This is a genomic window from Vibrio sp. B1Z05 (assembly GCF_052955985.1).
Genome location: NZ_CP130463.1, coordinates 2302466 through 2327222, shown reverse-complemented (window position 1 = coordinate 2327222; position 24757 = coordinate 2302466). Strand labels below are relative to the sequence as shown.

Sequence of the window (24757 nt, the reverse complement as noted above, 5' to 3'; positions counted from 1 at the left end):
CATTAATTCTCTAGGGGCTTAGGATAAATGAATCTTAAATGAGTGGTAAAGTGAATTAAGCAAATGTCTGACACAACATTGAATAAATTGAGCCTTAGAGTAGGGGAATTACTCAAAAAGCAAGGTTATATAATGGCAACAGCAGAATCTTGCACCGGCGGCGGTGTGGCGCAAGCCGTTACTGAGATAGCGGGCAGTTCACAATGGTTTGACCGAGCTTTTGTGACCTACAGCAATGAAGCCAAAGTTGAGATGCTAGCCGTAAAAGAGAGCTCCCTTGAGCAATTTGGAGCAGTAAGCACCGAGGTAGCCGCAGAAATGGCTCTCGGCGCTGTGCAACACTCTCGTGCTCATATTGCGGTCTCCATCACAGGTATTGCCGGCCCCGGTGGTGGTACACAAGATAAGCCCGTTGGCACCGTATGTTTTGGCTTGGCAGTAGGAAGCGAACTTATACAGGTACAACGCTGTTTATTTACAGGTGATCGCACGCAAGTAAGAAATCAGTCTGTTTGTCATGCTCTTCAAATTATTGAAAAACATATAGAAAGTAACTAATTACACTTAAATGCTAAAAAAAACACGTTTTCATCTAGACACTGTATGAATTAACAGTAATAATTGATTCATCAAACTGAAAGACCCTATTCCATGGAGCATAAAATGGACGATAACAAACAAAAAGCGCTCGCGGCTGCACTTGGTCAAATTGAAAAGCAATTCGGTAAAGGCTCTATCATGCGCCTTGGTGATAACCGCACCATGGACGTGGAAACTATCTCTACAGGCTCACTTGCATTAGATATCGCACTGGGTGCTGGTGGCCTACCTATGGGACGTATCGTAGAAGTGTACGGTCCAGAATCTTCAGGTAAAACAACTCTAACTCTTGAGCTTATAGCAGCGGCGCAACGTGAAGGCAAAACTTGTGCATTCATCGATGCCGAGCACGCACTTGACCCTATCTACGCACAAAAGCTGGGCGTAAATATCGATTCTCTATTAGTTTCTCAACCAGATACTGGTGAGCAAGCGCTAGAAATTTGTGATGCTCTAGCACGCTCTGGTGCTATTGACGTATTGGTTGTCGATTCTGTTGCTGCACTAACACCAAAAGCTGAAATTGAAGGTGAAATGGGTGATAGCCACATGGGTCTGCAAGCACGTATGCTTTCTCAAGCAATGCGTAAGCTAACCGGTAACCTAAAACAGTCTAACTGTATGTGTATCTTCATTAACCAAATTCGTATGAAAATTGGTGTAATGTTCGGTAACCCAGAAACCACTACCGGTGGTAATGCACTTAAGTTTTACGCTTCTGTTCGTTTGGATATTCGTCGCACTGGCGCAATCAAAGATGGCGATGAGATTGTCGGTAACGAAACTCGCATTAAAGTGGTTAAAAACAAAATTGCGGCACCATTTAAGCAAGCTGAAACTCAGATTATGTACGGCCAAGGCTTTAACCGTGAAGGTGAGCTTATCGACTTAGGCGTTAAGAATAAGCTTATTGAGAAAGCCGGTGCTTGGTATAGCTACAATGGCGATAAGATTGGTCAAGGTAAAGCAAACGCGGGTAAATTCCTACGTGAAAACCCTGAAGCGGCAACGGCTATTGACGCCAAACTTCGTGAAATGCTTCTAACAGTTGCGACTGCTGAAGAAGTCACTGAAGCGACCGAAGCCGAATAATCTCTTCCCCAATTATGCTCCTAATTACTGAGTCTTATTGTTAAGGCTCAGTAATTACCTCCTTATTTTCAATTTATCCATTTTCTCTTTCGCACTGAATTTTCCGAGGTGTGTATGTATTCTCGATCCCCCAACAATGCTGCTAAAAAAGAAGCATTACGCTTTTTGAGTCTTCGTGATCATGGGCGTTATGAGTTGCAACAAAAATTGCTCAATAAAGGCTTTGGCTTAAATGATATTGATGACGCCATTGTTTTTTGTCATGAACATCACTATTTGGACGATTTGCGCTACGCAAAAGATCAGGTCAGGCTACAAGCAAGTAAAGGCCATGGTGAACATCGTATTCGCCAAGAATTACAAGCGAAGCGGGTTGGCGGCGATGTCATTAACCAAGCACTTCGAGAGGAGCCTCAAGATTGGTTTGAGTTGGCTAAGTTGTCAGTGGAGAAGCATTTGCATGATGCATTGACTGTTGATAGCCAAGAATATGCCCGACAAGTACGCACACTGCAATTTTTAGGCTTTAGCCTTGAACAGATCCAATACGCACTCTCATCGACATCCCTTTCTACTAATTAATCGAAAATAACCCTTAATCTAATAGCCAGATTTAAAGGAATTAGCGTAATTTTTACAAAATAATCGGCATTTGTGGTCAATTAAGACAGAAAACTAGTCGTTCTCTCTTGCTTGTTTTACAATGTGGCAAAAATCTAACTTGAACACTTCAGGAATAGCCACATGTACATGAGTACCGCCGAGATTCGTAGTGCCTTTTTAAAGTTCTTTGAGAGTAAAGGGCATCAGATAGTAGAGAGTTCTTCTCTTGTACCTCACAACGATCCTACTTTGCTGTTTACTAACGCAGGTATGAACCAGTTTAAAGACTGTTTCTTAGGAGCCGAGAAACGTAATTATACTCGTGCAACTACGGCACAACGTTGTGTACGTGCTGGTGGTAAGCATAATGATTTAGAAAACGTTGGTTTTACTGCTCGTCACCATACTTTCTTTGAAATGCTAGGTAACTTCTCTTTTGGAGATTACTTCAAGCATGATGCTATTGGCTATGCTTGGGAGTTTTTGACCGAAGTTCTAAAACTGCCACAAGAAAAGCTATTAGTTACAGTTTATGAAACTGATGATGAAGCCTTTGATATTTGGAACAAAGAGATGGGCATTCCTGCCGATCGTATTGTTCGCATTGGCGATAAGAAAGGCGGTAAGCCTTTTGAATCAGATAACTTCTGGGCAATGGGTGATACCGGTCCTTGCGGTCCTTGTACAGAAATTTTCTACGATCACGGTGAACACATCTGGGGTGGCCGTCCAGGTACTCCTGAAGAAGATGGCGACCGTTTCATCGAGATCTGGAACAACGTATTCATGCAATTCAACCGTCATGCTGACGGCACTATGGAGCCGCTTCCAAAGCCATCTGTAGATACAGGCATGGGTATTGAGCGTATCTCTGCAATCATGCAGGGTGTGCATTCAAACTACGAAATCGACGTTTTCCAAACGCTAATCAAAGCTTCCGCTGAAGTTGTTGGCTGTGATGATCTATCAAACCAATCTCTACGCGTAATTGCCGACCACATCCGTTCATGTTCTTACCTTATCGTTGACGGCGTTATGCCTTCAAATGAAGGTCGTGGTTATGTGCTACGCCGCATTATTCGTCGCGCAGTGCGTCACGGTAACAAAGTGGGGGCTAAAGATGTCTTCTTCCATAAACTAGTCGGCGTACTGGCTGAGGTGATGGGCGAAGCGGGTACTGAACTTAAAGCACAACAAGCACTTGTTGAAAAAATTCTACGTATTGAAGAAGAAAACTTCGGTCGCACTCTAGAGCGCGGCATGAATATTCTTAATGATGCACTAGATGCGCTTAAGTCTGAAAACAAATCCACGCTAGATGGTGAGACAGTATTTAAACTGTACGACACGTACGGCTTCCCAGCTGACTTAACCAATGATGTTGCACGTGAACGTGATTTCGATATCGATGAAGCCGGTTTTGAAAAAGCGATGGAAGAGCAGCGTCAGCGTGCTCGTGAAGCAGGCCATTTTGGTACTGACTACAACGCCACGATTAAAACAGAAGCAACCTCTGACTTTAGTGGCTACACCGCCACACAAGGTCACAGCACAGTGACAGAAATTTTTGTGGAAGGTGAAGCGTCTGAATCACTTTCTGCAGGTGATAAAGCCATTATCATCCTGAGTGAAACGCCGTTCTACGCAGAATCAGGTGGTCAATGTGGTGATACCGGTTTATTAAAAACTGAACTAGGCAGCTTCCAAGTTGATGATACTCAGAAGCTAGGTAATGCCATTGCACATCACGGCGTGTTAGCCGAAGGCGTATTGAGTACCGGCGACAGTGTTGAAGCTATCGTAGATGCTGAGCGTCGTTTAGCAACTTCATTAAACCACTCTGCAACGCACTTATTGCATGCTGCACTTCGTCAAGTGTTAGGTACACACGTTGCGCAAAAAGGCTCATTAGTTAAGCCTGAAGGTCTACGTTTTGACTTCTCTCATCTTGAAGCTGTGACAGCGGATGAGTTGCGCACTGTTGAGCGTCTAGTTAACCAGCAAATCAGAAAAAACAACGATGTAGTGACAGAAGTCACGGATATCGAATCAGCTAAACAAAAAGGCGCTATGGCGTTGTTTGGCGAGAAGTACGATGATGAAGTTCGCGTTCTTTCAATGGGTGACTTCTCGGTTGAATTGTGTGGTGGTATTCACGCTGCGCATACCGGTGACATTGGTTTGTTCCGTATTATCTCAGAAGGTGGTATTGCTGCTGGTATCCGTCGTATTGAAGCGGTAACGGGTGAAGCTGCACTGGATTCTATTGAAGCCGAGCAATTAAGCCACGCTCAAAAAGTGTCAGACATGCAAGCAAAAACCAAACAGCTTGATAAAGAAATTCAGCAACTGAAAGAGAAAATGGCCGTTGCTGAAAGTGCCAACATTATGGGTAAGGTTCAAGAGATCAAGGGTACTAAGGTATTAATTGCCGCACTCGAAGGTGCAGATAATAAGAACCTACGTAACATGGTGGATGATACTAAGAATCGTGTTGGCAGTGGTGTTATCCTTATCGCGAACATTGATAACAACAAAGTTAGCTTGATTGCTGGCGTCACCAAAGATCTGATTGACAAAGTGAAAGCGGGCGAGTTGGTGAATATGGTCGCGCAACAAGTTGGCGGTAAAGGCGGCGGTCGTCCTGATATGGCACAAGCGGGTGGCACCGATGTTGCTGCACTTCCAGAGGCGTTAAAATCAGTGCATAGCTGGCTTGAAGAGCGTCTTTAATTACAGTCGCTAATTATTGAGCCGTTAAGGCTCAATAACGCAAAATCGAAACCAGGCATTTTGGAATCTAAAGTGCTTGGTTTTATTGTTTTTAATTGTCCAATGTACGCATATGTATAAATGTACAACGAACAACATATTGTTTAGGAAGGTGGAAAGTTAGTGGAAAACCGATTAATCGTACAGAAGTTCGGTGGAACATCTGTTGGTTCAGTTGAGCGAATCCAAGTCGTCGCCGAGCAAGTCATTAAAACCAAACAACAAGGTAAACAAGTTGTGGTGGTGGTATCGGCTATGTCTGGTGAAACGAATCGCTTGCAAAGTTTAGCCAGTGAAGTGGATAGCGTACCGAATGCTAGAGAGCTTGATGTACTGTTGTCCGCAGGCGAGCAGGTGACGGTTGCCTTATTAGCGATGACTTTGCATAAGTTAGGCTACAAAGCTACGTCATTGACGGGTTGGCAGGCTGGGATTATTACTGACGATAGACACAATCAAGCAACGATCAAGTCTATCGATAATGATAAGTTCAACACTTTGCTTGCTGATGATCACATTGTCATAGTGGCAGGTTTTCAAGGCATGAATCAAAACGGTGATGTAACGACTCTCGGTCGAGGTGGTTCTGATACCAGTGCGGTTACTTTGGCGGGCCTTCTTGGCGCGGATGAATGTCAAATTTTCACTGACGTAGACGGTGTTTATAGTTGTGACCCAAGAGTGGTCGATACCGCTATTAAGCTTGATACAATTGACTTTAGCGATATGCAAGCCATGGCGAAACATGGCGCTAAGGTGTTACACCTTCCTTGTGTTGAATTTGCGGCTAAATACGACTTAGATATCCGTGTGTTGTCGTCGTTCTCTCCGCTACATGGGACTTTAGTGACACGTTTACCAAGCCGAGCGCCTGTTTGTGGTCTAGCATTGCAAAGAGACGTTTATCGTATTGATTTAGCCCCATTATCGACAGAGGCCATCATCACCCAATGTCAGTTACTGGGAATTACACTGCACTGGCACTCAGGTTCTATTGTTGCAGTGGACAGCCATGATCTGTCTAAAATACTGCAGATGTTACAAGCGGATGTGATTGATGTCGCCCCTGTAAGCACGCTGACAGTGGTTGGAGCAGAACTTGATGAGTTATTTCATCAAGTCGAAAAGCAACTATTAGAGAATGATATCAAAGTTCTTGATAGTTTTAGGTGTGATAGGGTAGTGAAATTGTTACTATTACCAGAACATCTGGATCGAGCCGCTAATTTTATACACGCTCATTATATTGAGCTGTCTCATTATGTTGCTAAAGACAAAAAAGAGCTTATATTGTAATAAGTTCTTTACCAAGTTGTTATTTTTGTTGAATAATGGATCTCAAATGAATTTGAGTGACAGCAAGGAGCTATCAAATGCTAATTTTGACTCGCCGCGTTGGCGAAACCCTTATGATAGGGGATGAGGTTACTGTGACCGTATTAGGTGTTAAAGGTAACCAAGTACGTATCGGTGTAAATGCACCAAAAGAAGTTTCTGTGCATCGTGAAGAAATTTATATGCGTATTCAGGCAGAAAAAGGAAATGGAAACGTTGCAACAGGCAACTACTAAGTTTTTTATAAAGGCTAACCTTAACGGTTAGTCTTTCTGTTTTGAGGGGATAATAAACACATAGAACTGACAATTTTGAGCTGTTTGGTTGAAAGTTGTTCTGTTGACTGATTTTTCTGTCATTTTACCAATAAAATGTTTGACATATTTTTGGTAAATCGTAATATGTGCCTCCGCAAGACGGTGAGGTGGCCGAGTGGCCGAAGGCGCTCCCCTGCTAAGGGAGTATACGGTTTGTAGCCGTATCGAGGGTTCGAATCCCTCCCTCACCGCCATTCTTGCGAACTCTCTTAATCGAGAACAATGCGCGTCCTTAGCTCAGCTGGATAGAGTACCTGGCTACGAACCAGGCGGTCGGAGGTTCGAATCCTCCAGGACGCGCCATATCGTTTATTCGATATAAAATATAATGCGGTGAGGTGGCCGAGTGGCCGAAGGCGCTCCCCTGCTAAGGGAGTATACGGTTTGTAGCCGTATCGAGGGTTCGAATCCCTCCCTCACCGCCATTTATTGACCGTTTGGTCAATTTTTTTGTTTCTCATTTTGGAAAGTGTGATAGACTTCGCACCCTTCTTGAAAGAGAACATTCTTGAAAAAGAAAATTGTACAACCAGCATTGTACAAAACATTGCGCGTCCTTAGCTCAGCTGGATAGAGTACCTGGCTACGAACCAGGCGGTCGGAGGTTCGAATCCTCCAGGACGCGCCACTATTACAACGAATGGTTGATAGAAATATTAACGGTTCTATAAAGTCTTCTGCAAAGAAGCATTGCGCGTCCTTAGCTCAGCTGGATAGAGTACCTGGCTACGAACCAGGCGGTCGGAGGTTCGAATCCTCCAGGACGCGCCACTACAACGAAGTGTTGATAGCGATATCAGCAATTCTATAAAGTCTTCTACAAAGAAGCATTGCGCGTCCTTAGCTCAGCTGGATAGAGTACCTGGCTACGAACCAGGCGGTCGGAGGTTCGAATCCTCCAGGACGCGCCACTACAACGAAGTGTTGATAGCGATATCAGCAATTCTACAAAGTCTTCTGTAAAGAAGCATTGCGCGTCCTTAGCTCAGCTGGATAGAGTACCTGGCTACGAACCAGGCGGTCGGAGGTTCGAATCCTCCAGGACGCGCCACTACAACGAAATGTTGATACCTATATCAGCAATTCTATAAAGTCTTCTGCAAAGAAGCATTGCGCGTCCTTAGCTCAGCTGGATAGAGTACCTGGCTACGAACCAGGCGGTCGGAGGTTCGAATCCTCCAGGACGCGCCACTTTTAAAAACCTCGCTTCGGCGGGGTTTTTTTATATCTTAATATTCACATTCCCCACAAAAAATTAACATTTAATGTTGCCTTTTTGCCGTTTTTGATAAGTTTTTGGCAGATCTGCGCATTTCTTGTTCCTTTCAGATATTTTATGTGCAATTGTTCCTGTGCAATTATATGCGTAAAGAAAATTGACAAACTCTTATCAATCTAGATAATCAGATGCTTGGTGTGAATGCATCACTTTGTCAGGATGACAACTAAGGGAATAAATATTATGGATAACATCACAGGTTTGCTGTCTGAAGCAGCCTCAATTATGGCTATTGGTATGGCCATGGTTTTTCTTTTTCTTACATTGCTGGTATTTGTTGTTCGCTTAATGTCGAAACTCCTTCCGACTGAACAACCGACTGCGCCTGTACGCCCCAAGAATACAAAACAAGTTAAGACTGCTGATTCGACAGCTCAGAACGATCCAAAAATTGTGGCCGCTATTTCGGCCGCTGTGCATCGTCATCGCTCGACTGTAGCTCAATAGAATATAAAAATTAAAAGGAGTTAATTAAAATGACTAAACCGCTAGCTATAACTGATGTGGTCTTGCGAGACGCACATCAATCTTTATTTGCCACTCGTATGCGTATAGAAGACATGCTACCTATCGCTGCTGAGTTAGATAAAGTGGGTTACTGGTCTTTGGAAACTTGGGGGGGAGCGACATTTGATTCGTGTATTCGTTTTTTAGGTGAAGATCCGTGGGAGCGTCTGCGTGAACTTAAAAAAGCCATGCCTAATACCCCAATGCAAATGCTACTTCGTGGTCAAAACCTTCTAGGATATCGCCACTATGGTGATGACGTAGTAGAAAAATTTGTAGAGCGTGCCCATTTAAACGGTATGGATGTATTTCGTATCTTTGATGCGATGAACGATGTACGTAACTTTGAAACCGCAGTCAAATCAGTGGTCGATGTTGGCGCGCATGCGCAAGGCACACTTTCGTATACCACTAGCCCTGTACATAATTTAGAGACGTGGGTTGATTTAGCTAAGAAACTGGAAGATTTAGGCTGTCACTCTTTATGTATCAAAGACATGTCTGGATTACTTAAGCCGTATGAAGCCGAAGAGCTTATCACGCGCATTAAAGCGTCTTGTGATGTGCCTCTTGCCTTGCATTGCCATGCTACGACTGGATTAAGCACTGCCACAGCAGTGAAAGCGGTAGAAGCGGGCGTAGATATCCTAGATACCGCCATTTCATCTATGAGTTGCACTTACGGGCATACGCCGACAGAAACCGTTGTCGCTATGCTAGAAGGCACTGAGCGCGACACCAACCTGAAACTTGATCAAATCGAACCTATCGCAGCTTACTTCCGCGAAGTGCGTAAAAAGTACGCCAAGTTTGAAGGCCAGCTTAAAGGTGTAGATTCACGCATCTTAATTGCTCAAGTACCAGGCGGAATGCTGACCAATATGGAAGGCCAGCTTAAAGAGCAGGGCGCAGCCGATCGTTTAGATGAAGTATTGCAAGAGATCCCTCGTGTACGTAAAGATCTTGGCTATATCCCTTTGGTTACACCAACTTCGCAAATTGTGGGCACGCAAGCGGTAATTAATGTACTCACTGGTGAGCGCTACAAGAGCATCACTAAAGAAACCGCCGGTGTTTTAAAAGGTGAATACGGTAAAGCACCTGCTGAGCTCAACAGCGAGCTACAGCTAAAAGTTCTTGATGGTGCAGAGCCTGTGACTTGTCGCCCTGCTGATCTGATTGATGATGAATTTGCAGAACTCACTTTAGAGCTACAAAAGAAAGCGAAAGAAGAGAGCATCTCACTTGCAGAAGATATCGAAGATGACGTACTGACTTATGCGCTATTCCCGCAAGTAGGTCTTAAGTTCCTGAAAAATCGTCATAACCCTGCGATGTTTGAACCTGCGCCTGGCACAGAAGCTGCTGAAGAAAAAGCGCCTGCAGTTGCAGCAACAAGCACCAATACGGCAATTGAAGCGTATAGCGTTAAAGTTGACGGACAAGTATATAACGTAGAAGTTGGCCCTCAAGGGGAGCTTACCTCGATTGCACCGGCGGCTACACAACAAGCTCCTGCCACCGCTCCTGCACCTAAAACAGATGCCGAAGACGTTCCTGCACCTTTAGCGGGTAATATCTTTAGAGTAAATGTAAGCAGTGGCGAAGTTGTGGAAGAGGGCGATGTACTGCTTATCCTAGAAGCGATGAAAATGGAAACTGAAGTGCGCGCGGCAAGAGGCGGCGTAGTACAAGGTTTACATGTTAAAGAAGGAGATGCTGTCTCTGTTGGTTCACCGTTACTTAGCCTAGCGTAAGGAAGCAACATGGATGGTTTAATTACTCTCTGGAAAGAGACGGGCATCGCTAACTTTGAATTTGGCCAAATCTGTATGATCTTGGTCGGTTGTGGTCTGTTATTTCTTGCCATTCGTAAGGGATTTGAGCCCCTACTATTGCTACCAATTGGTTTTGGTGCAGTATTAGCAAACATTCCAAATACCGGCTTTACCGAGCCGGGTGGTTTGCTGTATTACGTCTATGAAGTGGGGATCTCGACGGGGATCTTCCCATTACTTATCTTCATGGGCGTAGGCGCAATGACCGATTTTGGTGCCTTGATTGCGAACCCTAAAACACTTTGGTTAGGTGCGGCAGCTCAGTTTGGTATTTTTGCGACTTTGTTTGGCGCAATCTTACTTAACTATGTACCGGGCATGGAATTTAGTTTGGCAGATGCGTCATCTATCGCCATCATCGGTGGTGCGGACGGGCCAACCGCCATCTTCTTAGCCAGTCGGTTATCACCCGAACTGCTAGGGGCAATTGCGGTTTCAGCGTATAGCTACATGGCGTTGGTGCCGATTATCCAGCCACCAATCATGAAAGCCTTGACCACCCCAGAAGAGCGTAAGATCAAAATGGGTCAGTTACGTCATGTCGGTAAAGCAGAGAAAGTCTGTTTTCCTCTGGGCGTATTGCTGATGACCATACTCTTCTTACCATCAGCCTCTCCGTTAGTGGGAATGTTCTGTTTAGGTAACTTAATGCGTGAAGCCGGTGTGGTGGATCGTCTTAGCAAAACCGCTCAGAACGAGTTGATCAACATTGTGACTATCTTCTTAGGCTTAGGCGTAGGCTCTAAACTGCAAGCGGATAAATTCTTAAATGTTGAAACACTAGGTATTCTTGGCTTAGGCGCAGTAGCCTTTAGTATTGGTACAGCAGGTGGCGTTCTAATGGCGAAACTGCTGAATAAGGTATCTAAAGAAGACATTAACCCATTAATTGGTGCAGCAGGCGTTTCCGCCGTTCCAATGGCCGCACGAGTAGTGAATAAGGTAGGTCTAGATGCCAACCCACAAAACTTCTTGTTAATGCATGCAATGGGACCAAACGTTGCAGGTGTACTTGGCTCAGCTGTTGCAGCGGGTATTTTGTTGGCGCTAGTGGGTTAATAAAATACAAATCTAAAAATAGTGCTAAGCCATTGTGTTTTGCTATAAATATGGGTTGGTACAGAAATTAAAACGCCTTAATAGAGTGTCTATTGAGGCGTTTTTTCTGGAATTAACAGTTGTTCAGAGAGTTATTTCAATATGAATTTTCAAACTCATGGTTGGGCAAAGTGTTTTAGAACTGTAGTACTGTGTACCATTGTTTCATAGGAAGTTTAGATTATAGACTCAGTATCTTTAATCAAAATGGGCCCTCCCTTCATTTCAGAATGAAGTATTAGTTCATATCCTGTCATTCAAAGTTCCTCTATATTCACTGTTGAATAAGTGACAAGTTTTCCATTACTGTTTTTTTAACATAGAGCGAATTTTGTTTAGTTCCGCACCACTAACCTTATCTTCTGGTTCAAGGTCAAGCATACTCACCAGATCCTCATCGTAAATGACACTTTCCACATAGATACACTGACCACTTTCAAAACGTAAATTGTTTCAGGTGTAGGTCGTTTTTTAATTAGGTTGCTTATTTTACACTTCTACTTAGATTGAATAGCTTTGATGAACTTAACACGCCACTGAGTTATTTCTTCCGTTGGAGCGAAATAAGATTCCTCATCATTCGTTTGTCCTGCAATTTGCAATACTTCTTTCCATCCATCTGGATCACTTAGAGCTATTGAGTGCTCTTCTATTGTTAGCTCGGTAAGCTCAAACATTAGTTGCTCTAAATCATCTCTACCAACGGTACGATACATGTGACGCAGAGCTGCTATGCGGCTCTCATTGCTGTCTAACTTTTGAATAAGCTGTTTAGCCTTACGAGTTCTATCTTCGGACTCAGGTGCTCTAGATAAGACAGAAAGCTGTTGTGCTAACTCTAGCGATTGGTTCGCACAATAAAGAGTTTGATCATGGACAACTTGCTCGTATGGCATTTCACTTACCTCACTAATTTCATATTGAGGATATGTTAGCACGCTACAGACGTGCGTAAAGTTGTTTTTTATCCAGTTGCGGTTAACAGCTCCCCAACTGTTGATGCGATATTCACCACGATTGAATTGTTCAATATCTATTTCTAACTCATTTAAGGCTTTGATCGTGTCCTGCGCTGTTCTTCGCGGCATACCAGTCGCATCCATCACTAGCGGTACTGTATTTTTGCCTGTATCAATTAAGTAAGCCACTAGCAGACGCCTAAGAAAAGAGGTTTGGGTTTTGCTTGGTTTCTCAGTCATTGCAATCTCAAATAATGGGGTTAGTGAGCAGGTCTGAAACAGTTTCTTGCTGATTGAACCAATGGTATGTATCGGAGCATCGCCATTTCATAGTTTCTGCCATGTAAGGCATGATGTTGGCAAGGTTCTGGTTATTGAACACAGGCTCATGATGACCACAACGATTCCTAAATTTCCTGATGACATAGCACGCTTCTTTAAGTTGTTTCCTTAGCTCTGGTGCTGTAATGGTTTTAGGTGCATTAGGAAATACATCATTGATATATGGCTTCCAAATGCGCCCATCGTGGCGTTTGGTTAACATGTTCTCAAAGAATACAAATTTAAGTTCAGGCAATAGTTTACCTACACCTTTATACCCATCTGAAAGCGCTTGATTCAATGTGTATTTGTCTTGGCTATTGAGTGAATTTACGAATACGGCATTTGTAGGCCAGTCTTGTCCATATCGCTTTGATAAGGCTTCAGAGATCGCATTACGTAGTGCAACTTCGTAGATATGTAATGGAAAGAAAAACCTGGAGGCCAACTGAGCATTCCACTCATAAAGTTGAAGCGCGGTAATTGGGCAGTCTGCCCCTTGAGCTGCAATAATGGCATTTCGGTATGTAGAAAACCGACTCACCGACAGAGTTTGTTCAATAGCATTGTGAGGCATTGAAGTTCCTTGAATATTATTGGTTATTATTGGTTATTGACCAGCAGGGCAAATTGGCCTAGTATACGTCATGAGAGCTTTGGATATCCCTGTTTCGGCAGCCCACCAAAGACATATGATAAAGAGAGAGCCTGCCAGTGTGCAGGTTTTTTCGTTTCTAAGGTACAGAAATGTATTTAAACGTCTGCAAACCCAAACGTTTAGCATTCTCTCTCGCTGCCGCTTTATTAATGTACGGGTAAACATCATGCTCAGCTAAGCGGTATAGTGACTTATCTACAGAGTCCACCAGCCAAATGTTGCCAATGCAAGGTGATGTTCCGCAGACTTGCTTGTGAGTTAGTTTGCCACTCTCATCAATGGATGAAACTAATTTAGTGTCAACGTAGTTCAATTCAATTTCTACTATTGAACCATCAGCGTTATAGAATTTAGGGATGCGATGCCCCGTTGTCAGTAAATATCTCACTTAAACATATCCTTAGTTTTTTCACGCAAACTTTGCCAGTTTATTTCCTGATAGTCATTTTGCGAACGCTCATCTCTAATAGTGCAGTAGGTTTTGAATAATTTTTTCAGCTCGGTATCACTTTTTTCCGTCTAGTATTTTCGTCATTAATCTCGATATTGAATGGCGTCCTGTATGACCCGAACAATTAGGATGTGAATAGTTAGTGGGGTCAGGTCTTGAATTTTGCAAAGAGAAAAATGTTTCCTGCGTACCTATCACTAAAAATGATAGGTCATCGACGAGTTTGTGATAGTAAGCTTTGGGTACAAACGGGTCAGCCACCCGCCTTTCTCATACATCAATCACACTTGCTTTAAGCTATCGCCTCACAGAAAAATCACTTAATAATGCTCTCCATTTCTATTCGATCCCCGAATCTGCAACGACTTAACCTAGTACACCTGTTTTTGCTCTGAGTACGACCAAATAACACCGCAAAACAATGATCTTCAATATGATAATCGGTACTATGTAACGCGACTTCTTTTAAATTAGACAACAATATTATGCCGCTTAGGCTCATGACGTATCAGGTGTTACCGATGTCTGTATTTCCCGTTGAGGACATCATTTAGTGGATGCCATATTTGCTCAATTAGATACCTTGCTTGCAGGCTCTACTCTCACTTTATTATTTGTTACCGGATTTTTAAGTGCCACGATTTTACCCGGAGGCTCTGAAGCTGCGTTGCTTGGTGCACTCAGTCAGCATCAACATCCTGTGTCAGACATTATAATTGTGGCGACTTTAGGCAATACCTTGGGAGGATTAACCAACTATTGGATTGGTTTGTGGATCCCGAATCGAACTCAAGGAGCAAAGCATGGTCATAAGGCTATAGCTTGGTTACATAAATATGGATATTGGACGTTATTATTTAGCTGGGCACCAATTATTGGTGATACATTATGTTTAACGGCGGGATGGCTTCGGATGCGCTTTTTACCCTGTCTGCTGTTGATCACTTTTGGAAAGCTAATTCGTTATGTGACGCTAGTTTGGATATTTACTAGTTTAAGTAATCTATAAGGAATATTAATGATTTTACCTCATTTCAATTTGTCATTGTCGAAGTATAAGTTAGTGGGGGCGCTGACCGTTGTGGCGCTACTTTCTGCCTGTAGCTCTCAAGATAAACCTGCAGAATTGAAATCGAGCGATTTAGGCATTCAATTGGTGGAGCAAGTTGATGCGACTCCGGGCACAGCCTCAATTGCCTACGCAAAATATAAGCTAGAAAATGGCTTAACCTTAATTTTAGCCCCTGATCATTCCGACCCTTTAGTGCATGTTGATGTGACTTATCATGTGGGCTCTGCAAGAGAAGAAATCGGTAAATCGGGTTTTGCGCATTTCTTTGAACATATGATGTTCCAAGGCTCTAAGCATGTTGCTGATCAAGAGCATTTTAAACTGATTACTCAAGCTGGTGGCTCGCTAAATGGAACAACCAATAGCGATCGCACTAACTACTTTGAAACCGTACCGTCCAATCAATTAGAAAAAATTCTGTGGTTAGAATCTGATCGTATGGGATTCTTACTAGAAGCCGTCTCTCAACATAAATTTGAAATACAACGCTCCACAGTGAAAAACGAGCGTGCACAAAATTATGAAAACCGTCCTTATGGTTTAATGTGGGAGAAAATGGGCGAGGCTATGTATCCAGAAGGCCACCCATACTCATGGCAAACAATTGGTTATGTTGAAGATCTCGACAAAGTTGATGTAAACGATCTCAAAGCCTTTTTCTTGCGTTGGTATGGCCCGAATAATGCGGTACTGACCATAGGTGGGGATTTTGATACCCAGCAAGTACTGCAATGGGTAGAAAAATACTTTGCTTCTATTCCAAAAGGGCCAGAGGTGAAAGCTGCGCCAAAACAGCCTGCGGTACTTACCGAAGATCGTTATATCACCCTAGAAGATCGCATACAGCAGCCAATGCTAGTGATTGGCTGGCCTACCACCTATCTTGGCGAGCAACATAATGCGGATCTTGATGTATTAGCTACGGTGTTAGGCAGTGGTAGAAACAGTATTCTGTATCAAAAATTAGTCAAGACAGGCAAAGCCTTAGATGCCGGTGCTTTTCATCGCTGTGAAGAACTGTCGTGCAATTTTTATGTGTATGTTATGGCTGATTCAAGCAAGCGTGCCGACCTGACTCCTTTATATGACGAAGTGTATGACATCATTGAAGGTATGCAGACTTCGGATATCGACCCTGATGTATTACAACAAGTATTAGGCAGCGCTGAGGCGAGCGCTATTTTTGCTTTGCAAAGTGTGCACGGCAAGGTGGCGCAACTGGCTGCAAACGAAACCTTCTATCAGCAACCGGATCGTTTGCAAATTGAGTTAGATCGTTTACATCAAGTCACACCAGATTCTATCTATAAGGCTTATCAAAGGTTTATTCATAATAAGCACAAAGTGACCTTGTCCGTTGTGCCAAAAGGTAAACTGCAACTGGCGGCGAAAGAGGCAACGTTTGTTACGCCACCAAGAACATTACCCGAGCATCAAAAAATTACCGACAGTGATTTAGAGTATCGGTTTGTGCATGACGATTTTGATCGCTCGGTGATGCCGCAAGTTCAATCAGCGGTTACAGGCACCATGCCAGAGCTTTATTCATTCCATCTGCAAAATGATATCGAGGTGCTGGGCAGTAAAACCTCAGAAACGCCAACGGTGATGATGCAGATCAGAATGCCAGCGGGTAATCGTTATGCGCCGCGAGGTAAAGAAGGCTTAGCCAGTTTGACCGCTTCTATGGTGGCAGAGGGAAGCACTTTATTAAGCAGTGAAGCACTTCAAGCTGAGCTGGATAAATTGGGTAGCTCGGCATCATTGAGTGCAGGTCAATATGCGACAACCTTGACCGTTTCAAGTTTAAGTAAGAACTTTACCGCGACTATGGCACTGGTAGAAAAAGCCTTTTTCCAACCGTTATTTAGTAAAGAAGACTTTGCTCGCGTGAAACGTCAGATGCTAGAAGGTGTGGTGTATGAACATCAAACCCCAAGTTGGTTGGCTTCACAGGCGACCAGAGAAGTGCTGTATGGCAATAGCATTTATGCTCGTTCTTCATCCGGCACAATGCCTTCGGTGAAAAGCCTGACCTTGCAAGACGTGAAGAATTTCCATAATAAGTTCTATACGCCTAAAGGGACGCAAATCTTAGTGGTTGGCGATATCTCTGAGTCACAAGTGAAGAAAGAGCTTCGCAGTTTACAGCAGTGGCAGGGTGAAGTGATTCCTATGCTACGTCACCATAAGTTGACCAAACCCGCGCCACAAAAACTGTATGTGGTTGATAAGCCGGGAGCACCGCAATCTGTTGTGCGTTTAGTGCGACGCGGGCTGCCTTTTGATGCCACTGGCGAGAGCTATTTGGCGCAATTAGCCAACTTTAATTTAGGTGGCAACTTTAATAGCCGCATCAATCAAAACTTGCGTGAAGATAAAGGCTACACCTATGGTGCGAGCAGTTATGTCACTGGTAATAGAGAGTTAGGTGCCTTTGTGGTCAGCGCTCAAGTGAGAGCGGACGTTACCGCTCCTGCTATTGAGGAGATCATTAAAGAGATGGACAAGGCCTCAAAAGAGGGCTTTACTGATAAAGAAATTGAGTTCATGCGTTTAGCCGTGGGGCAACAAGATGCTCTTAAGTATGAAACCCCTGAGCAAAAAGCCTATTTATTAAGCTCAATACTGACTTACAATTTGGATCATGACTATTTAGCCACTCGCAATAGTATAGTTGCAGATGTTTCTAAACAAACACTTAACGAGGTTGCGAGTAAGTGGTTTAAGCCTGCTGACTATCAAATTATTGTGGTTGGCGATGCTAAACAGTTAATGCCTCAGCTTAAGACGCTAAATTTCCCGATTCAAACACTTGAAATTGAGCCTTAATTGACCCATCTATAAAGCAGTTGTATGTCCAGCATCTATTTATTAGATGCTGGACTGTCTATTGAGAGAGTACTCTCTAAATATATAAGTGATCTTGTTTTGACTATTTTTTCTCAGCGCCTGAAGCAGGTAACTGCTAACAAGCAGGTATTTAAACAGTATGGACGTGGAGTGGAGCGAGAGACGCTACGCTATAACCCCGATGGGCAAATCGCAATTACTCCGCATCCAGAGAGTTTAGGGTCTCCCTTAACTCATCAATGGATCACGACAGATTTCTCAGAATCTTTGATGGAGTTTATCACTCCTGTCTCGCACGATATTCCAGAGCTGCTAGCTCAATTACAGGATATTCATCACTACGCACACAGTAAACTAGACAGTCAGCAACTTTGGCCATTGTCCATGCCTTGTGCGGTACAAAATGAAGATGATATTGAGCTTGCCCAATACGGCACCTCTAATCCAGGACGAATGAAAACCTTGTACCGTCAAGGTCTAAAGCATCGTTATGGAAGCTTGATGCAAATCATCTCTGGTGTGCACTTTAATTTCTCTTTCCCTGAAAGCTTCTGGGATAGCTTATATGGTGAGCAAGACCAAGCCGCTCGCCAAGCATCGAAATCAGAGGCTTACTTTGGCCTGATTCGAAACTACTATCGTTTTGGTTGGTTAATCCCATACTTCTTCGGTGCGTCACCAGCCATTTGCAATACCTTTGTCAAAGGGCGTGAAACCAATCTTCCTTTTGAAGAGTTGGATGACACTTTATATCTTCCACATGCCACCTCTTTACGTTTAAGCGATTTGGGTTATACCAATAGCGAACAAAGCGATCTAAAAATCAGCTTTAATAGCGTTGAAGAGTATCTGCAAGGTTTAAATAGAGCCATTCGTACACCATCAGAAGCGTTTTCTAAGATTGGTCTTGAAGAAGATGGGCATCTTAAACAGCTGAACAGCAATGTTCTGCAAATTGAAAACGAGCTGTACGCACCAATTCGACCTAAGCGTGTTGCGAAAAGCGGTGAAAAACCGTCTGAAGCGCTAGAGCGTGGCGGTGTGGAATATATCGAAGTTCGTGCACTGGATGTGAATCCATTTAGCTCTGTCGGTATCAGTGAGCGTCAAATACGTTTCTTAGATATCTTCATTACTTGGTGTGCGCTGAGTGAGTCTGCGCCTATGGATGACTGTGAGTTGACCTGTTGGCAGCGCAACTGGAATTCCGTTATTACCGAAGGTCGTCGTAAGGGCGTGTACTTAACCATAGGTTGTGATGGTGAGAAGTTAACCTTGCAACAGTGGGTACACAGCATCTTTGATCAATTTGAAATGATCGCTAAAGAGATGGATGCGGCACATGGTACTAACGATTACCAAGATGTATTAACTGAACTGCGTGAATGGATTGATGAGCCAGAACTGACACTGTCGGGCAAAATGCTGGAAAAAGTGAAACAGTATGGTGGTAATAATCAATTTGGTATGCAGCTAGGCGACAGCTATCAAGAGCAATATCGTCAACATAACTACGGTGCTTATTCGAAAGCGATCATGGATCAAGAAGTGACTGATTCACTCGAAAAGCAACATCAAATCGAAGCTGCCGATGCGGTAGATTTTGAACAATACTTAAAAGATTACTTTGCGTATCTGAAATAACCTTGGAGAGCCGATATGCCTTTACTAGATAGTTTTACCGTTGACCACACTAAAATGAATGCACCAGCTGTACGTGTGGCAAAAACAATGCAGACTCCAAGCGGTGATACAATTACTGTCTTCGATCTTCGTTTTACTCAGCCAAACAAAGACATTTTGTCTGAGACGGGTATTCATACTCTTGAGCACCTTTACGCAGGCTTTATGCGTAATCACTTAAACGGTGCTGCTGTGGAGATTATTGATATTTCTCCAATGGGTTGCCGTACTGGTTTCTACATGAGCCTAATTGGTACACCATCAGAGTCTGAAGTGGCAACCGCTTGGGTTGCATCTATGCACGATGTACTTAAAGTAGAAGGTCAAAACAAAATTCCTGAGCTGAACGAATACCAATGTGGTACAGCGGCAATGCACTCTTTAGAAGAAGCAAAAGCCATTGCTAGCGCTATCTTAGAAGCGGGTGTATCTGTGAATAAGAATGACGAATTAGCACTGCCAGAAGAGATGCTACAAACACTAAAAGTGTGATTGGGTAATACTCGTGAAAAAGGCTCCGATTAAGGAGCCTTTTTTATGTCTGTTAGCTGGTGGGGGGTATTACTGTATCGGATGCACTTTAACCATCTTGATTTTGTTTTCCGAAAAGTCGATGACTTCCATATTGTGCTCGGCAATCATGATACTGATGTTGGTTTCAGGAAGATCTTGCAGATGCTCTAAAATCAAACCATTTAGTGTTCGTGGACCATCGGTAGGTAAGCTCCACTGCAGTCCTTTGTTGATGTCCCTGATGTTGGCACTGCCCTCAATGAGATAGCAACCATCCGCTTGTGGGGTAATTTCTTCTGCTAAGCTCGGCGCCATAGAAGTGGTAAACTCACCTACAATCTCTTCCAGAATATCTTCGAGTGTCACTAGGCCGATAATGTCGCCATATTCATCTACCACTAAACCGATGCGTTCATTGTTACGTTGAAATTTTATCAACTGCACATTCAGTGGTGTGCCTTCTGGAATAAAGTAAATTTCGTCGGCAGACTTTAGCAGTGTCTGCTTATTAAATTCATTCTTCTCTAGCATCAAACGATAGGCTTCACGTAAGCGAACCATACCTACCACTTCATCAATTTGGTCACGATACAGCACCACACGCGCATGCGGAGAGTGGGTCAACTGACGAACGATGGATTTCCAGTCGTCATTGACATCGATACCTGTGATTTCGTTACGTGGCACCATGATGCCGTCTACGGTCACGTGCTCTAAATCTAAAATCGACACCAACATATCTTGGTGACGACTAGGGATAAGGCTTCCTGCTTCGTTGACCACGGTTCTTAATTCTTCTGAGCTAAGATGATCAGCTTTATTGTTTAAGCTCTTGATGCCGAGTAAACGCAGAAAGCCATTGGTAATAAAGTTAACCAGAATAACCAGTGGCGCAAGCACCTTCATCAGCACTCTTAACAGCAGGCTACTGGCATAAGAGACACGCTCAGGATAGATAGCGGCAAGAGTTTTAGGGGTCACTTCAGCAAAGACCAGCACCACTAAGGTCAAAATACCCGTTGCAATGGCTACACCTAGATCGCCGTATAAGCGCATACCTATGATGGTAGCGATGGCTGACGCCAAAATATTGACAAGGTTGTTTCCGATAAGGATAAGACCAATAAGGCGATCTGGACGGTCAAGTAGCTTCTCAACGCGCTTTGCCCCTTTATGCCCTTGATTAGAGAGATGCTTTAATCGATAACGGTTAAGAGACATCATTCCTGTTTCTGAGCCTGAGAAATAGCCGGAGATAACGATAAGACATGCAAGGAGAGTGAATAATAACTCCGTTGATATGTTGTCCAAGTGCAAAGAATCCTTTTGTTATGGTCTTTTCAATTAATGAATGAGTTATGAGCCAGTGTCAATAAAACTAAGATTGCAGGTTAGGTCAATATGATTTCGCGCACGAAACGACTGCCAAAGTAGGCCAGTGTTAGAATAAAAGCACCAATAATTGAGAACCAAGAAACCTTTTTACCGCGCCAACCTAGTTTATAATGCCCCCAAAGCAGAGTATTAAAGACTAGCCAAGCGATAAAAGAGAGCAGAGCTTTGTGCGTTTTGCCGCTACTGAAGAAGTCGTCGACAAACATAGGGCCACTAATCAAAGTCAGGGTAAGTAGGCTATTACCAATCAGAATGATATTGAAAAGCTGACGTTCCACCTTCATTAATGGAGGTAGGTTAGGATTTAATGCCTGACAGGTTTTTTGCTTTAATTTGTAATCTAGCCACGCCAACTGCATAGCATACAGTGCGGCAATCATCAGTGTTGCGTAGGCAAATAGCGCTAGAATAATATGAACAACTAAGCCCGGAGAGTGTTCAAAATGAGTAATGAACGTACCTGGGATAAACTCAGCAGCAATAAGACTTAAACATGAGAAGCCAAACGCAATAGGCAGTAAGAACCACAAACGGATCTTAAACATTGCCAAGGTTAAGGCACATGAAATAATAAAGCTGACTAGCGAAGCAACATTGAGAATACTCATATTTTGCCCTGATGAGGCAAAGATGGTCTCGATAAGAGTTGAAAAGTGTAGGATCAAAGCAATAGAGGTTATGCTTAAAACAACTTTTTTATTTATCTCAGACTGACGTAACAGCCCGGGAAGGATAAGAAAGGTTGCCGCTAAGTATAAAAGCACGGCTAAAATAACAACTACAAAGTTCATATATTGTCGATACTAGTATTTAGAGTTAAAAGAAAATTATACACCTAATACCACATTACTGGCTATGTACTTCTTTTGCATGGTTTTGTAAATAGTGCCTCTGGGTTATACTTTACCTAATGAATCGCAATTTCACGCGAAGAGAGCAAGATGTTTGATAACTTAAGTGAACGATTATCCAAGACGCTGAAGAACATCAGCGGTAAAGGTCGTCTGACCGAAGACAATATAAAAGAGACGCTACGTGAAGTGCGCATGGCACTTCTTGAAGCGGATGTGGCCCTTCCTGTTGTACGTGAATTTATTAAACGCGTGAAAGAGGGAGCTGTGGGTGTTGAGGTTTCTAAATCTCTTACTCCGGGTCAAGAATTCATTAAAATTGTTCAGGCTGAATTAGAAGCGGTGATGGGGGAGTCCAACGAAGGGCTTAACCTAGCTGCGCAACCGCCAGCGGTAGTATTGATGGCAGGTCTACAAGGTGCGGGTAAAACCACCAGTGTAGGTAAACTGTCTAAACTTCTATCTGAACGTGATAAGAAAAAAGTACTGGTTGTTTCTGTCGATGTTTACCGTCCTGCGGCGATCAAACAGTTAGAAACATTAGCCGCTGATGTGGGTGTGGATTTCTTCCCATCTAGCGCTGATCAAAAGCCTATCGATATTGCTAATGCGGCAATTGACCACGCGAAGAAGAAATTTTACGACGTACTTTTGGTCGATACCGCCGGTCGTTTAGCGGTCGATGAAGAAATGATGGCTGAGATCCAGCAGCTGCATACCGCAATCAACCCTGTTGAAACCTTGTTTGTGGTGGATGCCATGACAGGTCAAGATGCGGCGAACACCGCTAAAGCCTTTGGCGATGCTCTACCACTAACAGGTGTGATTCTAACCAAAGTTGATGGTGATGCACGTGGTGGTGCGGCGCTTTCTGTTAAACAGATTACAGGTAAGCCAATCAAATTCTTGGGTGTGGGTGAAAAAACCGACGCACTAGAAGCTTTCCACCCAGATCGTATTGCTTCACGTATCTTAGGTATGGGCGACGTACTGTCTCTTATCGAAGATCTGCAGCGCAATGTCGATACGGAAAAAGCCCAAAAAATGGCGAAGAAGTTCAAGGAGAAGAAAGGGTTCGACCTTGAAGACTTCCGTGAACAGCTTGGCCAAATGCAAAACATGGGCGGTATGGCGAGCATGATGGGTAAATTGCCTGGCATGAGTAACCTACCTGACAATGTGAAAGACAAAGTCGACGACAAAATGTTTAAGCAGATGGAAGCGATCATCAGCTCAATGACCATGAAAGAGCGTCTGCGCCCAGAGCTTATTAAAGGCTCTCGTAAAAAACGTATCGCGGCAGGTTCTGGTACTCAAGTACAAGACGTTAACCGCTTGCTTAAGCAATTCACCCAGATGCAGAAGATGATGAAAAAAATGCAGAAAGGTGGCATGCGCGGCATGATGCGCAACATGCAAGGCATGATGGGCGGCATGGGTGGCGGCGGTATGGGCGGAATGGGTGGACCATTCGGCCGATAAGCCACGCACTATTTGCTTAAAGTCTTGTAAGGCTCCAATTTATTGGGGCCTTAGCTTTTTCTAGCCTCTATTTTTAAACTGTTAACTGGCTCACATTCAATTAGTTGGCTAAAAAATAGCTAAACCCCTTGCAAAGACTGGGAATAAGAGTAAAATTCCCGAGCTTCATTTTGGCACGAGACCCCACACAACTCTGAGGAGTAGTTTGGGGTTAATTTTATTATTGAGAAAGCAAAGAGGACGACATGGTTACCATTCGTTTGGCACGTCACGGCGCTAAAAAGCGTCCATTTTATCAAATCGTAGTAGCAGACAGCCGTCGCGCAGCTACTGGTCGTTTCATCGAGAAAGTAGGTTTCTTCAACCCTACTGCTCAAGGTCAAGAAGAAGGTCTACGTTTAGACCTAGACCGTGTGAACCATTGGGTTTCACAAGGCGCTACAGTTTCTGACCGCGTAGCTAAGCTAGTTAAAGACGCTCAAAAAGCGGCTTAATCAGCAAATATCTTGATGTAAGGAAAAGAATGAATGAGTGAACAAAACGAGAAAATTGTTGTAGGAAAGCTCGGCGCTACTTATGGCATTCGTGGTTGGCTTAAAGTTCATTCCTTTACAGACGATGCTGAAAACATCTTCAATTATAGCCCTTGGTTCTTGAACCAAAAGGGGACATGGGTAGAGCACAAAGTAGAAAGCTGGAAGCGTCATAACAAAGGTTATGTGTGTAAGCTGGAAGGTCTTGATGTACGTGAAGACGCGCATCTATTGACTAACTTTGAAATCTCGGTAGCCCCATCTTCATTACCAGAACTGTCAGAAGAAGAATTCTACTGGCGTGAATTGTTTGGAATGAAGGTTGTAACCACAAAAGGTTACGACTTAGGCGAAGTCTCAGACATGCTTGAGACGGGTTCAAACGATGTTTTAGTAGTGAAAGCTAATTTGAAAGATGCTTTTGGCCAAAAGGAACGATTAATTCCGTTCCTTGAAGAGCAAGTGATCATCAAAGTTGATCGCGAAGCTCAACGGATCGAAGTTGACTGGGATCCTGCCTTTTAAATCAAAATTAGAGAGTGAAC

At 43.5% G+C, this 24757-nt stretch carries 21 protein-coding genes and 8 tRNA genes; 24 read left to right on the top strand and 5 right to left on the bottom strand.

All coding sequences use genetic code 11. The features are described from left to right. Nucleotides 1-63 precede the first annotated feature (63 nt). From pncC to QV280_RS10485, 17 genes are all read left to right on the top strand, one after another. Nucleotides 64-558, top strand: a complete 495-nt coding sequence (gene pncC, locus QV280_RS10565; protein ID WP_172972773.1) for a nicotinamide-nucleotide amidase — start codon at nucleotides 64-66, stop codon at nucleotides 556-558. Between the two features lie 105 nt (nucleotides 559-663). After that, nucleotides 664-1692 (top strand): recombinase RecA, encoded by a 1029-nt coding sequence (gene recA / locus QV280_RS10560; protein WP_023405019.1) that lies wholly within the window; start codon nucleotides 664-666, stop codon nucleotides 1690-1692. Nucleotides 1693-1806: 114 nt separating this feature from the next. Beyond that, a complete protein-coding gene (locus tag QV280_RS10555; RefSeq protein WP_023405020.1) occupies nucleotides 1807-2274 on the top strand; it encodes a regulatory protein RecX in 468 nt (155 codons plus the stop codon). 162 nt (nucleotides 2275-2436) lie between these two features. Further along, nucleotides 2437-5028 (top strand): alanine--tRNA ligase, encoded by a 2592-nt coding sequence (gene alaS / locus QV280_RS10550; protein WP_152819450.1) that lies wholly within the window; start codon nucleotides 2437-2439, stop codon nucleotides 5026-5028. A 162-nt stretch (nucleotides 5029-5190) separates the two neighbouring features. Further along, on the top strand, nucleotides 5191-6363 hold the full coding sequence (locus tag QV280_RS10545; RefSeq protein WP_367869510.1) for an aspartate kinase: 1173 nt from the start codon (nucleotides 5191-5193) through the stop codon (nucleotides 6361-6363). A gap of 77 nt (nucleotides 6364-6440) precedes the next feature. Continuing rightward, nucleotides 6441-6638 (top strand): carbon storage regulator CsrA, encoded by a 198-nt coding sequence (gene csrA, locus QV280_RS10540; RefSeq protein ID WP_021712262.1) that lies wholly within the window; start codon nucleotides 6441-6443, stop codon nucleotides 6636-6638. Nucleotides 6639-6820: 182 nt separating this feature from the next. Further along, nucleotides 6821-6913: transfer RNA gene (locus tag QV280_RS10535), tRNA-Ser, on the top strand. 32 nt (nucleotides 6914-6945) lie between these two features. Continuing rightward, nucleotides 6946-7022, top strand: a tRNA-Arg gene (locus QV280_RS10530). Nucleotides 7023-7051: 29 nt separating this feature from the next. Beyond that, nucleotides 7052-7144: transfer RNA gene (locus QV280_RS10525), tRNA-Ser, on the top strand. 126 nt (nucleotides 7145-7270) lie between these two features. Beyond that, nucleotides 7271-7347 (top strand) — tRNA-Arg (locus QV280_RS10520). Nucleotides 7348-7413: 66 nt separating this feature from the next. Further along, nucleotides 7414-7490: transfer RNA gene (locus QV280_RS10515), tRNA-Arg, on the top strand. 63 nt (nucleotides 7491-7553) lie between these two features. Further along, nucleotides 7554-7630: transfer RNA gene (locus tag QV280_RS10510), tRNA-Arg, on the top strand. Nucleotides 7631-7693: 63 nt separating this feature from the next. Continuing rightward, nucleotides 7694-7770, top strand: a tRNA-Arg gene (locus tag QV280_RS10505). 63 nt (nucleotides 7771-7833) lie between these two features. After that, nucleotides 7834-7910 (top strand) — tRNA-Arg (locus QV280_RS10500). 271 nt (nucleotides 7911-8181) lie between these two features. Beyond that, entirely contained in the window at nucleotides 8182-8445 is a 264-nt protein-coding gene (locus tag QV280_RS10495) for an oxaloacetate decarboxylase subunit gamma (protein WP_023405660.1), read from the top strand. Nucleotides 8446-8474: 29 nt separating this feature from the next. Then, on the top strand, nucleotides 8475-10262 hold the full coding sequence (gene oadA / locus QV280_RS10490) for a sodium-extruding oxaloacetate decarboxylase subunit alpha (protein WP_152819451.1): 1788 nt from the start codon (nucleotides 8475-8477) through the stop codon (nucleotides 10260-10262). A gap of 9 nt (nucleotides 10263-10271) precedes the next feature. Continuing rightward, nucleotides 10272-11402, top strand: coding sequence for a sodium ion-translocating decarboxylase subunit beta (locus QV280_RS10485; RefSeq protein WP_023405662.1), 1131 nt, complete (start codon nucleotides 10272-10274; stop codon nucleotides 11400-11402). A 536-nt stretch (nucleotides 11403-11938) separates the two neighbouring features. On the opposite strand, the gene QV280_RS10480 is transcribed toward QV280_RS10485, so the two are convergent. From QV280_RS10480 to QV280_RS10470, 3 genes are all read right to left on the bottom strand, one after another. Continuing rightward, nucleotides 11939-12640, bottom strand: coding sequence for a helix-turn-helix domain-containing protein (locus tag QV280_RS10480; protein WP_447026251.1), 702 nt, complete (start codon nucleotides 12638-12640; stop codon nucleotides 11939-11941). Between the two features lie 7 nt (nucleotides 12641-12647). Continuing rightward, on the bottom strand, nucleotides 12648-13298 hold the full coding sequence (locus QV280_RS10475; RefSeq protein WP_023405664.1) for an Abi family protein: 651 nt from the start codon (nucleotides 13296-13298) through the stop codon (nucleotides 12648-12650). 157 nt (nucleotides 13299-13455) lie between these two features. Continuing rightward, a complete protein-coding gene (locus QV280_RS10470; protein ID WP_152819452.1) occupies nucleotides 13456-13767 on the bottom strand; it encodes a hypothetical protein in 312 nt (103 codons plus the stop codon). A gap of 616 nt (nucleotides 13768-14383) precedes the next feature. Between QV280_RS10470 and QV280_RS10465 the strand changes: the two genes are divergently transcribed. From QV280_RS10465 to luxS, 4 genes are all read left to right on the top strand, one after another. After that, on the top strand, nucleotides 14384-14839 hold the full coding sequence (locus tag QV280_RS10465) for a YqaA family protein (protein WP_367869511.1): 456 nt from the start codon (nucleotides 14384-14386) through the stop codon (nucleotides 14837-14839). Between the two features lie 9 nt (nucleotides 14840-14848). Then, entirely contained in the window at nucleotides 14849-17734 is a 2886-nt protein-coding gene (locus QV280_RS10460) for a M16 family metallopeptidase (RefSeq protein WP_152819453.1), read from the top strand. 99 nt (nucleotides 17735-17833) lie between these two features. Beyond that, on the top strand, nucleotides 17834-19399 hold the full coding sequence (gene gshA / locus QV280_RS10455; protein WP_172972782.1) for a glutamate--cysteine ligase: 1566 nt from the start codon (nucleotides 17834-17836) through the stop codon (nucleotides 19397-19399). A 15-nt stretch (nucleotides 19400-19414) separates the two neighbouring features. Further along, the gene (gene luxS, locus QV280_RS10450) at nucleotides 19415-19930 is read left to right on the top strand and encodes an S-ribosylhomocysteine lyase (protein ID WP_152819455.1); all 516 of its coding nucleotides are present in this window, start codon (nucleotides 19415-19417) and stop codon (nucleotides 19928-19930) included. 69 nt (nucleotides 19931-19999) lie between these two features. Here luxS and QV280_RS10445 read toward each other — a convergent pair whose 3' ends face one another. Both QV280_RS10445 and QV280_RS10440 read right to left on the bottom strand, forming a co-directional pair. After that, a complete protein-coding gene (locus QV280_RS10445; RefSeq protein WP_023405415.1) occupies nucleotides 20000-21262 on the bottom strand; it encodes an HlyC/CorC family transporter in 1263 nt (420 codons plus the stop codon). 80 nt (nucleotides 21263-21342) lie between these two features. Next, nucleotides 21343-22137: a cytochrome C assembly family protein gene (locus QV280_RS10440; RefSeq protein ID WP_152819456.1), complete on the bottom strand. Its 795-nt coding sequence runs from the start codon at nucleotides 22135-22137 to the stop codon at nucleotides 21343-21345. 150 nt (nucleotides 22138-22287) lie between these two features. On the opposite strand from QV280_RS10440, the gene ffh reads away from it, so the two are divergent. From ffh to rimM, 3 genes are all read left to right on the top strand, one after another. Continuing rightward, the gene (gene ffh / locus QV280_RS10435) at nucleotides 22288-23679 is read left to right on the top strand and encodes a signal recognition particle protein (protein WP_023405417.1); all 1392 of its coding nucleotides are present in this window, start codon (nucleotides 22288-22290) and stop codon (nucleotides 23677-23679) included. Between the two features lie 245 nt (nucleotides 23680-23924). Continuing rightward, nucleotides 23925-24173, top strand: a complete 249-nt coding sequence (rpsP, locus tag QV280_RS10430) for a 30S ribosomal protein S16 (protein ID WP_017027436.1) — start codon at nucleotides 23925-23927, stop codon at nucleotides 24171-24173. A gap of 33 nt (nucleotides 24174-24206) precedes the next feature. Continuing rightward, nucleotides 24207-24737 (top strand): ribosome maturation factor RimM, encoded by a 531-nt coding sequence (rimM, locus tag QV280_RS10425; protein WP_021712251.1) that lies wholly within the window; start codon nucleotides 24207-24209, stop codon nucleotides 24735-24737. Nucleotides 24738-24757 lie beyond the last annotated feature (20 nt).